15 protein-coding genes and 1 pseudogene are annotated in these 9,845 nt (G+C 70.5%); 5 read left to right on the top strand and 11 right to left on the bottom strand.

Annotation, left to right across the window (positions count from 1 at the left end; genetic code table 11):
* Window positions 1-450: 450 nt before the first annotated feature.
* On the top strand, window positions 451-1,443 hold the full coding sequence (locus tag ACWDCZ_RS36840) for a tetratricopeptide repeat protein (protein ID WP_049652370.1): 993 nt from the start codon (window positions 451-453) through the stop codon (window positions 1,441-1,443).
* A gap of 43 nt (window positions 1,444-1,486) precedes the next feature.
* Window positions 1,487-2,128, top strand: a complete 642-nt coding sequence (gene def, locus ACWDCZ_RS36835) for a peptide deformylase (protein WP_117489469.1) — start codon at window positions 1,487-1,489, stop codon at window positions 2,126-2,128.
* Window positions 2,129-2,212: 84 nt separating this feature from the next.
* Here def and ACWDCZ_RS36830 read toward each other — a convergent pair whose 3' ends face one another.
* From ACWDCZ_RS36830 to ACWDCZ_RS36820, 3 genes are all read right to left on the bottom strand, one after another.
* Window positions 2,213-3,196: an NAD-dependent epimerase/dehydratase family protein gene (locus ACWDCZ_RS36830; protein ID WP_049652368.1), complete on the bottom strand. Its 984-nt coding sequence runs from the start codon at window positions 3,194-3,196 to the stop codon at window positions 2,213-2,215.
* Between the two features lie 71 nt (window positions 3,197-3,267).
* A complete protein-coding gene (locus ACWDCZ_RS36825; RefSeq protein ID WP_449818185.1) occupies window positions 3,268-4,170 on the bottom strand; it encodes a PaaX family transcriptional regulator C-terminal domain-containing protein in 903 nt (300 codons plus the stop codon).
* 77 nt (window positions 4,171-4,247) lie between these two features.
* Window positions 4,248-4,739 (bottom strand): YqeB family protein, encoded by a 492-nt coding sequence (locus ACWDCZ_RS36820; RefSeq protein WP_143204491.1) that lies wholly within the window; start codon window positions 4,737-4,739, stop codon window positions 4,248-4,250.
* A gap of 158 nt (window positions 4,740-4,897) precedes the next feature.
* Between ACWDCZ_RS36820 and ACWDCZ_RS36815 the strand changes: the two genes are divergently transcribed.
* Window positions 4,898-5,353, top strand: coding sequence for an SRPBCC family protein (locus tag ACWDCZ_RS36815; RefSeq protein ID WP_449818186.1), 456 nt, complete (start codon window positions 4,898-4,900; stop codon window positions 5,351-5,353).
* Here ACWDCZ_RS36815 and ACWDCZ_RS36810 read toward each other — a convergent pair.
* The 8 genes and pseudogenes from ACWDCZ_RS36810 to ACWDCZ_RS36775 form a co-directional block, all read right to left on the bottom strand.
* Window positions 5,328-5,771, bottom strand: coding sequence for a hypothetical protein (locus tag ACWDCZ_RS36810; RefSeq protein WP_449818184.1), 444 nt, complete (start codon window positions 5,769-5,771; stop codon window positions 5,328-5,330). The two genes, ACWDCZ_RS36815 and ACWDCZ_RS36810, sit on opposite strands and share 26 nt — an antisense overlap.
* Window positions 5,772-5,849: 78 nt before the next feature.
* The gene (locus ACWDCZ_RS36805; protein ID WP_449818183.1) at window positions 5,850-6,095 is read right to left on the bottom strand and encodes a DUF397 domain-containing protein; all 246 of its coding nucleotides are present in this window, start codon (window positions 6,093-6,095) and stop codon (window positions 5,850-5,852) included.
* 90 nt (window positions 6,096-6,185) lie between these two features.
* Window positions 6,186-6,422, bottom strand: a complete 237-nt coding sequence (locus tag ACWDCZ_RS36800; RefSeq protein ID WP_449818182.1) for a hypothetical protein — start codon at window positions 6,420-6,422, stop codon at window positions 6,186-6,188.
* 221 nt (window positions 6,423-6,643) lie between these two features.
* Window positions 6,644-6,829, bottom strand: a pseudogene (locus ACWDCZ_RS36795) (helix-turn-helix domain-containing protein); the annotation flags it as partial.
* Window positions 6,830-6,849: 20 nt separating this feature from the next.
* Window positions 6,850-7,353 carry a DUF6879 family protein gene (locus tag ACWDCZ_RS36790; protein WP_449818181.1) on the bottom strand — a complete coding sequence of 168 codons (504 nt, stop codon included), beginning with the start codon at window positions 7,351-7,353 and terminating at the stop codon, window positions 6,850-6,852.
* Complete coding sequence (locus tag ACWDCZ_RS36785; protein ID WP_449818180.1) at window positions 7,340-7,546, bottom strand: hypothetical protein; 207 nt, start codon at window positions 7,544-7,546, stop codon at window positions 7,340-7,342. Before ACWDCZ_RS36785 ends, ACWDCZ_RS36790 begins: the two co-directional genes overlap by 14 nt.
* Window positions 7,547-7,688: 142 nt before the next feature.
* A complete protein-coding gene (locus ACWDCZ_RS36780; RefSeq protein WP_074001404.1) occupies window positions 7,689-7,967 on the bottom strand; it encodes a hypothetical protein in 279 nt (92 codons plus the stop codon).
* Window positions 7,964-8,401: an ATP-binding protein gene (locus ACWDCZ_RS36775; RefSeq protein ID WP_449818179.1), complete on the bottom strand. Its 438-nt coding sequence runs from the start codon at window positions 8,399-8,401 to the stop codon at window positions 7,964-7,966. Before ACWDCZ_RS36775 ends, ACWDCZ_RS36780 begins: the two co-directional genes overlap by 4 nt.
* 221 nt (window positions 8,402-8,622) lie before the next feature.
* Between ACWDCZ_RS36775 and ACWDCZ_RS36770 the strand changes: the two genes are divergently transcribed.
* Entirely contained in the window at window positions 8,623-9,489 is an 867-nt protein-coding gene (locus ACWDCZ_RS36770) for a helix-turn-helix domain-containing protein (protein WP_449818178.1), read from the top strand.
* 3 nt (window positions 9,490-9,492) lie between these two features.
* Complete coding sequence (locus ACWDCZ_RS36765) at window positions 9,493-9,711, top strand: DUF397 domain-containing protein (RefSeq protein WP_449818177.1); 219 nt, start codon at window positions 9,493-9,495, stop codon at window positions 9,709-9,711.
* Window positions 9,712-9,845: the final 134 nt, after the last annotated feature.

The raw sequence follows: 9,845 nt of genomic DNA, 5'->3' as shown, positions 1-9,845 counted from the left end.
GCCGCGTTGTCGTCGGTCGCCAATGCTCCGCAGTGGCTCCCTCCTCCGCCTTGCGATGCACGCACCCCAACGCCGCCCCGCCCGCCCTCCGGGCGGACGACGGGAGTTTGAAGACAGGCCCTAGCGCCCGTCCTCGAACTCGGGTCCGCGGGGCCCGTACGGCCGGGCGGAGCAGGGTCCGCGGGCCCGTACGGCCCGGGCCGTCGGCCGCCGCCGCAGGGCCCGGGATGCGGGTTCCGGCCGTCAGGGGTTGAGCGGGCGGCATCGGACAGGCAGGCTGGGGAGGGGCGGGCCCCAACCTCGGCGGTGGGGAGCGCGGGCGGGGGCGGGCGTGGTTGGATGCGGTCGTAGCGTGGAACACCGACCCGGGGCACCGGGCCCGGGCGCCCTCCGAGGCGGTACGGGCACGGTGGCACGGGACTTGAGCGGACGACGACGGCAGGGACGAACGTGAGGATCTTCCACCGGGCACGGCACCGGCCGTCCGCCACCTGGCGGCAGACGACCGACCGGGCCTTCACGCTGATCGGCGACGGCCGCTACGAGGACGCCGGCGCCCTGCTGGTGATGGCCGCCGACCTGGAGCCGTGGCTCTCCGACTCCTGGTTCAACCTCGCCCTGCTGCACAAGTTCCGCCGGGACTGGGAGCAGGCCCGCTCGGCCGGCCTGCGCGCCGTCGCCCTGCTGGACCGCGAGCACGGCGCCCCGGACTGGTGGAACCTCGGCATCACCGCCACCGCCCTCCAGGACTGGCCGCTGGCCCGCCGCGCCTGGCAGGCGTACGGGCTGAAGCTGTCCGGCGGCCCCGGCGCGCAGCCGGACGGCCCGGTCAGCCTGGACCTCGGCACCACCCCGGTGCGGCTGTCCCCGGACGGCGAGTCCGAGGTGGTCTGGGGCCGCCGGCTGGACCCGGCCCGGATCGAGGTGCTGTCCATCCCGCTGCCCTCCTCCGGCCGCCGCTGGGGCGAGGTGGTGCTGCACGACGGCGCCCCGCACGGCGAGCGGGTCACCGACGGCGTCGCCTACCCGGTGTTCGACGAGATCGAGTTGTGGGCGCCCTCCCCGGTGCCGACGTACGTGGTGCTGCTGCAGGCCGCCACCGCCGGGGACCGGGACGCGCTGGAGCGGCTGGTCGCCGACGCCGGCTACGCGGCCGAGGACTGGACCTCCTCGGTGCGGCTGCTGTGCCGCGCCTGCTCGGAGAGCCGGATGGCCTCCGACGACGGGGTCGCCGCCCACCACGACCCGCACGACGACGGTGACGCCGCCCACCCCGGCCACCTCAGCCACCTCAGCCAGGGCGGCGCGGCCGGGATGTCCTGGCTGGTCGAGCGCGAGTGCGGGATCGCCGCCCCGGCCCACCTGGTGCGCACCCTGCTGGACCGCTGGGTCGCGTCCGCCCCGGGAAGCCGGGCGTACCGGGACCTCGAAGAAGTGTGCTGAGTACCCTGGTGAGGTAACGCGTACACCGACGGAAGCGGAAGACATGGCGGAGCAGGCCGAGCAGCACGAGCACGAGCACGACGTGGAGGGGACGGCGGCCGAGACGCCCGTGAAGGTGATCGGTGAGGAGCCCGACCTCAGCAAGGGCACCGCCCGCCCGATCACCGTCGTCGGCAACCCGGTGCTGCACCGCGAGGTCAAGGACGTCACCGTCTTCGACGGCGAGCTGTCCGCGCTGATCGACGACATGTTCCAGTCGATGTACGCCGCCGAGGGTGTCGGCCTCGCCGCCAACCAGATCGGCGTCGACCTCAAGGTCTTCGTCTACGACTGCCCGGACGACGAGGGCGTGCGCCACATCGGCCACGTGATCAACCCCGTGCTGGAGGAGTACCCGGCCGACCGCCGCCGCGTCCTGGACGACGGCAACGAGGGCTGCCTCTCCGTCCCGACCGCCTACGCCGAGCTGGCCCGCCCGGACTACGCCGCGGTCACCGGCGTCGACAAGGACGGTCAGCCGATCCGCGTCGAGGGCACCGGCTTCTTCTCGCGCTGCCTCCAGCACGAGACCGACCACCTCTACGGCACCCTCTACATCGACAAGCTGTCGAAGCGGGACCGCAAGGACGCCCTGAAGCAGATGGCCGAGGGCACCCCGAAGTACGCGACCGTGGCGAACGACTGACGGTCCGTCGCACGCGAGGGCCGGGACACCGCTGGTGTCCCGGCCCTCGGCGTTCCGTGGGGCGGTCCGGTACGGGGGAGCGGCTCAGGACTCGCCGTGCTGGCCGCGGGAGAAGATGGTCGGGCTGCCGGGGAGCTCCGGGTTCGCGCCGAGGTGGTCGGCCAGGTCGCGCACCCCCTCGGCGAGCGAGACCGCCGGCCGGTAGCCGAGGCCCTGGAGCTTGGAGATGTCGCCGACCAGCCGGTAGGTGTCGTCCTCGATCTCCGGGATCACGCTGACCTCGGGCGTGACGCCGGTGGCCTCCCCGATCGTGTTGACGAGGTCGCGCATCGAGACCTCCGTACCGGAGCCGATGTTGAACACCTCGCCCAGCTCGGCCCGGTCGGCGATCGTCAGCAGCCCCTGGACCAGGTCGGTGACGTGGACGAAGTCGCGGGTCTTCCGGTCGATGTCGCCCACGATCTGGATGGGCTGGTGGTTGAGGTGCCAGCGCAGGAACCGGCCGACCTCGACCATCGCCTCGTGCGGGTTCTCACCCGGCCCGTAGACGCAGAACGGGCGGCCGACCACCACCGGCAGACCGCAGGCGCGGTGGAGCGCCAGGCAGGTGATCTCGCCGCTGAGCTTCGACGCGCCGTACGGGACGAAGGGGCGGGTCGGGTGGTCCTCGTCCATGGGGAATTTCCGCGGAGTTCCGTAGACGGACGCGGACGAGACGTAGACGACCCGGCGGACGGACGCCTTGAGGAGGGCCTCGGCGAAGATCAGGGTGCCGAGTGCGTTGATCTCGAAGTCGAGGCGCGGCTGCGTCACCGACAGCGTGCCGTTCGCGTTCGCGGCGACGTGGAAGACCAGGTCGGCGTCGTCCACGGCCTCGGCGACGGCGTCGACCTCGCGGATGTCCAGCAGGTGCAGGGTGGTCCCGGACGGCGCCGAGATGCTCGTCGCGGTCCGGGCGTTGTCGATGATCGCCACCTCTTTCCCGAGAAAGAGAAGGGCGCTGGTCAGGTGCCTTCCGACGAAACCCAATCCGCCCGACACCAATACCTTGTCGTATTCTTCGAGCATATTATCGATATATCAAGCCTCGAACATATTCGCGATCCGGGAATTCGGAATCGCGTCCGTCCGGGTGAAAATCAGGCGGACAGGTGTTCTCCCGGTTCGTGGTGCTCCGGCTCGTGGTGCTCCGGTTCGTGGCGTTCCGGCTCCGTGTCGAAGGCGCGGAAGAGCGAGAGGTCGGGGGTGCGGCCGCGGATCGCGGTCCAGGCCTCGTCGAAGTCGCGCCGGACCCCGGCCGGCGGCCACGGGGCGGGCCGCAGCTCCGGGGGGAGGAGCGGGTCGAGCTCCAGGGCGTGGGTGAAGGCCTCGGCCAGGCGCAGCGCGGTGGCGACGAGTTCGACGGAGCCGCGGTCGGGGCCGAGGGGCTCCTCGGCCAGTGCGTCGGCGAGGGGCCGGTAGGCCTCGACCGTCCCGGCCGCGGGCCAGAGGTGCTCGGCGGTGGCGGCGGGGCCGGTGAAGCCCCGGCCGGTCAGGCGGGTGGCCTCCGCCGTGACCAGGTAGGCGTCGACGGTCGCCGCCGAGGCCTCGGCGGCGAGTTCGTCGAGCAGGTCGTGCGGGCTGACGTAGGCGCCAGGGGCGAGCGGGGCGGCGCCGAGCCGGGTCAGCGCGGTGCGCAGGGCGTCGCGTTCCGCCCGGTGCCGCTCGGGGACGGAGAAGGTGTAGAGGCGCCACAGTCCGTCCCAGGGGGCGCGCCCGGCGTCCTGGGCGTAGGCGAGCGCGACGAACCGGACGTCCAGGTCCGAGCGGAGCCGGCCCGCGTCGGTCAGGACGAGCCGGCCCTTGCGGCCCCGCCCCTCCTGCCGCAGGACGCCCGCCGCCTCCAGCCGCCGTACGGCCAGCCGTACCGGCTGGTCCGACAGGCCGGCCGCCGCGGCGACGTCGTAGACGTAGTCGAGCGGGGCGGTGCCCTGCGGGTCGAAGCAGGCCTCGACGACCGTGCGCGGCGCGGGTCGGTACGGCGCGGCGTTGTCTGCGGACACGGGAGACCTCGGTTCTCGATCACGGGGCCCGGGGCTGGGGCCGTCCGGTCAATGTGCCACATCCGGCACGCGGGGCCTCAGGCGCCTTCCCAGGGGTAGCCGTGGCGGCGGAAGGCCGAGGCGATGGCCGCCTTCCCGCCCTCGACGTCGTCGTCGAAGAGGACCCGGCCGACCGGCGACTCGATCCGCACCTTGCCGCCGTGGCGGAAGACGCCGCCGACCTGGTCCCGGGTGATCACCCGGCTGTCGTCGCCCTCGACGACGGTGATGCTCTCGTCCGAGATGCGCAGCGTGGCGGCGTGGTAGGTGACGAACATCCCGACCACGAGCCCGACGGCGGCGAGCGCCACCGGTCGGCCGATCACCATGGCCGGGGAGGTGAACGAGCCCAGGAAGCGCACGGTGTCCGCGTAGGGGATCGGGTGCCGGGCGGCGAACTGGAGCAGCCACGGGACGGCGAAGCCGAGGCCGGCGCCGACCGCGCCGCAGAAGGCCCAGATGACCACCTTGGTGTCGAGGGGCATCCGGAGCTCGGTCACGGCGGACTGGGCGCCGGTATCTTTCGTCATATGTACGACCGTAGCAGATTCGATAGTTTCAGGGCATGGTCGGAGGCGCTCCAGGGCGGGGCGGCGGCCCCGGTGTCACGTTTCCGACGGCTCCCCGGTCCATCTGTCGGGCGCGGTGGCCGCAGTCCGCGCCGCCGACCGAGAGAGGGGACATGACCATGGAGACCCTGACCGTCCGACGCGTCATCGCCGCACCGATCGAGGACGTGTTCGACTGGTGCGCCACCACCACCAACTACACCCGCTCCCCGCTCATCCTCCGGGCCCGCCTGGCCCGGCCGGGCGCCGGTGCGCCGTACGGCGTGGGGGCGGTACGGGTGCACACCTGGGCGATCGGCTGGTTCCGCGAGCGGGTCACCGCGTACAACCGGCCGTACGGCTTCGACTACACGGTCGAGCGCAGCCTGTCGCCGTCCCGGCACGAACTCGGCCGGATGACCTTCACCGAGGTCCCCGGCGGGACGGAGGTCGCGTGGACGACCACCTTCCAGGTCCGCCTGCCCTTCGGCGCGGCCCTCACCAGGGCCCTGGCCAAGCCGGTCATCGCCCACACCTTCGGCCGCATCCTCGCCGCCGCCGACGCCGACCTCACCGGCGGGCGGCGAGCCGGGTGACGGTGGGCGCCGGCGGCGGGGCGGCGAGTCCGGCAGGGCAGGGGATGGTCGGCAAGGTGCGGTTGGGGCAGGTGATCGCGTAGTGGCCCGACCAGCGGCTGCCGGAGACCCAGCGGGACCACACCACGTCGGAGGCGGCGGCCAGTTGGGCGATCGCGTGGCGATGGCGGGTGGGGAGCGGGGGCCAGGGGTCGCCGTCAGGGGTGTGCTCCGCGTAGCGCTCCGCCAGCCAGTCGGCCGCGTCGGCCGCCGTCGTCCAGGTGCCCCGGATCTGGGCGGCGGGTCGCAGGAGCCACCAGCCGGTCATCATCGGTGGAAGCCCTGAGGTTCTGAAGCCGCCCCCTTCGACCGGTCGGGGCTCGGACTCCTTGGCGAGGAGCCGGCCGTCGCCGGCCCAGGCATAGCCGTGGAAGTGCAACTGCGCTGCTCCTCGGAGGTGCTGGGCCCCGGTCGCCGCCCGCACGGGACTGCGGGCGGCGACCGGGGAGGCGGGACGTCAGGCCGAGAGGCCGAACCGCGCCGGGTCGATCCCGGCCTCGGCCAACTCCTCGGCGGTGAACACCAGCGGCTCCCGGTCGGGGCGCTTGCTGTCGCCGAGGGCGAAGACACCCGGGGCCTGCGGCACGACGCCGAGGATCACGCAGGTCTCGGTGCCGTCGTCACCGCCGCCCTGGTTGCCGCCGCACGCGCGGTTGAACCGGACCTGGGAGAGGTCGAGGTCGTACAGGTCGTGATCGGCCATCGTCTTCACCTTCCGATGTCGCTTCGGGGCAGCGCGGAACGGCCCCGTCCCGCCCGGGAGTCGGGCGGAAGAAAGAGGAGGGGAGGTCCGTCAGCGCCGGAGGCTGATGCGGGTGTTGAGCAGGTCGGCCGGCACCTGGCGCGGGGGAGCGTCGGGCTCGAACAGGGGCCGGACCAGGGCCCGGCCGTCCTGGGCGCCGACCACCTCGACCAGGCGGCCGGTCACCAGGTCCTTCCGCAGCGGGTTGCCGTCGATCCGCGCCATGAGCTCCGCGTGCGTACGGCGGTGCGGAATCTCGGCCGACTGTGCGGAACCCGCAGTGGACATGGACGACTCCCGTGACTTTCGATTCGCGTCGATGAGTCACCAAGGTAGGGCGGGAATCGGGTGCTACCTACCCGGTTTCCCGTTGGCGAAAGAACTCGTCCCGGATTCCTTCGACCAGTGCGCGCATTTCATCTCCATGGAGCGCCACGGCGTCAAATCTGGAGAATGTCGAGACGTAGAGACTTACGTCCCTCGGATCGCGAGTGGTGATCTCGGAACGGAAACTCGGCCTTGGCCTCGTCGGATATGCCGAGCGCGGTCAGGATGAGGTCCACGTCCTGCACGCTCGGCAGGGTCTTGCCGTTCTCGATCTTCGAGAGCTTGGCCGGAGACATGGAAGCCCTGCGGGCGACGGTCTCGGCTGTCTTGTCCGAGGCGATCCGCAACGCCCGCAGGGCTCTGCCCAGATCGTTCTGTCGTTCTCCGCTCAAGCTGCCGTGTACTCCCGGAAGGGCACGGCGTTCGCCAGGGCGGTCTCCCGGTACCGGCGGTACTCGTCCAGGTGGTCTTCGGGGAGCAGTTCGGCGCCGAGGAACTGTCCGGCGTCGGTGTAGTGCATCCGGTAGACGCGTGCATCGTCGAACAGCCAGAAGTCGTGGCCGGGGAGGCCAGGTACTTCCTGGTGAGCCGTGTCGATGATGCCGATGGACTCGCCGGCCTTGATGTTGCCGGGGTAGGACGCCAACTCGTACCGGAGGTAGTCCGACAAGGGGGACCGGAGGACGTGCACCCGGGCCACCTGCTTGCCCAGGTCCGTCATCGAGCGGACCCAGGGGTTGTCGGAGGACTCGGGTGGCAGTCCCTTGCCGGCGAGGAAGTCGGCGAACTCCTCGCGCTCCTCGTCCACGTCGTAGACGGCCAGCGTTTCGAGCCGGAAGGCCGTCCGTTCGAAGGTCTCGAAGAGGCGGCCGAAGTCTTCACCCTTGAGCACGGAAGTATCCCTCCAGGACAGCGGCGGGGATCACGACCGCCGACTCGCCGTCCGACAGGTTCAACTCCGCCAGGCGGCGCGGATCGGTGATCACGTATCCCTGGGCCACGTAGTCCCCGTTCTCGGTGCCCCAGAGGGTGGGGCAGTTGCCGTTTTTGCAGGACCCTTCCCCCGACAGCCAACGCAGCATCATGTGCCTCCAGTCGCCAGTGGTTCCTGTCTCGGTCGATGCTCCCGATCCATCGTGCCCAGGGTCAAGAACCTGATCTTTCCAGAACGGGAAAGCGGCCGGGCCGTCCCCGCCCGGCGTGAACGCCGGGCGGGGACGGGGGAGTTCAGGGCTGCGGGGCGGTGGTGGTGATGGTGATCAGGTGGGAGGTCCAGTCGGTCATCTCGCCGACGTAGAGGGTGACGCTCCAGCTGTCGTTGCGGGAGAGGCAGGTGGCGATGCCCTGGCCGCCGCCCGGCCCGATGCAGATCCGGATGAAGTCCCGGTGGGCCTCCCGGACGGGGAGCTTGCGGACGCGCTCCCAGAGGACGGGAAGGGCGTGGTCGAGGCTGGGGAAGTCGGTGGGGAGCATGACGCCGGCGATCCCGGCCCGGACGGCGCTCACGCGGCGTCCGCCTCGGGGGAGACGTGGCACCAGACGAACTTCCCGACGCCACCCTTGCGCGGGCAGCAGCCCCACTGGGTGGCCAGCTGCTGGACGAGGGACAGGCCCCAGCCGGTCTCGGCGGAGGTGGAGGCGGGGCGGAGGGAGGGCTTCTCGCTGTCGGCGTCGTGCACCTCGATGCGGAGGGTGTCGTCCGGGAGGAGCCGGAAGCGGACGAAGATCAGCCGGTCGCGCGGGGCGTGGCAGTGCCGGACGGCGTTGGTGACCAGCTCGCTGACCAGCAACTCCCCGGTGAAGACGAGGAGTTCGCCGGAGGGGTGGGGGAGGAGGAAGTCGTGGAGCTCCCAGCGGGCGGCGCGGGGGGCCTTGCGGTGCCGGGGCAGCCAGCAGGTCCGCTCGGCGGGGGTGGGGGAGGGGGAGAGGTCTTCAGGCATGGCGGGGCCACCTATGGAGTGAGCAGGTGAAAGCGGCTGAAGGGGGCATGGGGATGCCCGGTAGCTAGTCCGCCATGGTCACGTGTTGTCGCTGGCGAACTACTTTGAGTAGCATGCTCCTGGAATCTTCTGGAGCGCAAGTCTTCACTTTGGAAGCCGGGCAAGATTGTTGTTGGTGGCGCGGCCGGGGCAGACTGGCAGACCACAGACGAGGGGAGGTCGTGACGGTGCCTGTGAACAGGAACCCGACGGTTCGACAGCGACGGTTGGCTCGAACTCTCAAGGAGCTCCGAACCGAAGCGAATCTGACCATGGCTCAATCGGCTCGCCACCTCGACTGCGCTGAGAGCAAGATCAGTCGCATCGAGGCTGCGCAGTCAGGTATTCGGCTGGTGGACCTCCGACTGCTGCTCGACCTATACGGGGTGGCGAACCCGGAGGCCAGGGGCAGGTTGGAGATTCTGTCTCGCGAGGGACGACTTCGTGGGTGGTGGGATCGATACTCGGACACCCTGTCGCCGCACTATGCCGACTACATTGCGCTGGAGTCCGATGCGTCGGACATGTACAGCATCCAAACTCTGCTGGTGCCTGGGATCTTGCAGACTGAGGACTACACGAGAGCGATCGTGAGGGCGCAGATAGAGGATGCGACGCCTGAACAGATTGAGACTCTGACCAAGGTTCGTCAGGAGCGCCGCTCAGTCTTGGTGAGGGATACGCCCTTGCGGGTGTGGGCCGTGATCTCGGAATCTGCACTCAGGCATCAGGTCGGCGGTGTGACAGTCATGCGCGAGCAGCTTCTATCGCTGGCGGCTTCAGCTGGACGACCCAACATCAACGTCCAGATCCTGCCGGAGGCGTCGGAGGTTCACGCGGCGCTCTTCGGGCCGGTCACTGTCCTCAGCTTCCCGGAGGCAGCCGAGACGGATGTGGTGTACGTCGACAGCCTCCTCAGCACTCTGTACCTTGAGGAACCGGGCGACGTCTTCAAGTATGCGAATCTGTTCCGCCGGGCCCTGGCGGAGTCACTGCCCCGCGATGAGTCGATCGCGCTCATCGAGCGCATCGCGAGTGAGAAGGTCTAGATCGTGAGCGAGTTCTCGCCAGATGGTGTCGCAGGACTTGAGTGGCACAAGTCCTCGTTCTCGGGTGCGCAGAGCGAGTGCGTCGAGGTGGCTGTTGGCCTGCTCGGCGCCGTACCGGTGCGTGACTCGAAGGACCCGGGCGGGCCGGCGCTGCTTTTCCCGGCTGATGCCTGGTCGTCCTTCCTCTCCGGGGTCAAGTCCGGGGAGTTTCCGACCGGCTGAACCTACAGAGGTGCCCCGCACGGCCGAGCCGTGCGGGGCACCACCGGGTTTTAGTGTTGGTACTACTAGTAGTTCTTTGATATGCAGTGGCCCGACAACGCCGCCAGGGACGACGACACACCGCCGAGGAAGCA

The sequence above is a fragment of the Kitasatospora sp. NPDC001225 genome, from assembly GCF_053597855.1.
This window is presented reverse-complemented; position numbering and strand designations above follow the sequence as displayed.

Coding starts and splice junctions, on each gene's coding strand:
- def (WP_117489469.1), top strand. CDS start 1,487: ATGGCGGAGCAGGCCGAGCAGCACGAGCACGAGCACGACGTGGAGGGG.
- ACWDCZ_RS36830 (WP_049652368.1), bottom strand. CDS start 3,196: ATGCTCGAAGAATACGACAAGGTATTGGTGTCGGGCGGATTGGGTTTC.
- ACWDCZ_RS36820 (WP_143204491.1), bottom strand. CDS start 4,739: ATGACGAAAGATACCGGCGCCCAGTCCGCCGTGACCGAGCTCCGGATG.
- ACWDCZ_RS36815 (WP_449818186.1), top strand. CDS start 4,898: ATGGAGACCCTGACCGTCCGACGCGTCATCGCCGCACCGATCGAGGAC.
- ACWDCZ_RS36805 (WP_449818183.1), bottom strand. CDS start 6,095: ATGGCCGATCACGACCTGTACGACCTCGACCTCTCCCAGGTCCGGTTC.
- ACWDCZ_RS36800 (WP_449818182.1), bottom strand. CDS start 6,422: ATGTCCACTGCGGGTTCCGCACAGTCGGCCGAGATTCCGCACCGCCGT.
- ACWDCZ_RS36785 (WP_449818180.1), bottom strand. CDS start 7,546: ATGATGCTGCGTTGGCTGTCGGGGGAAGGGTCCTGCAAAAACGGCAAC.
- ACWDCZ_RS36775 (WP_449818179.1), bottom strand. CDS start 8,401: ATGCCTGAAGACCTCTCCCCCTCCCCCACCCCCGCCGAGCGGACCTGC.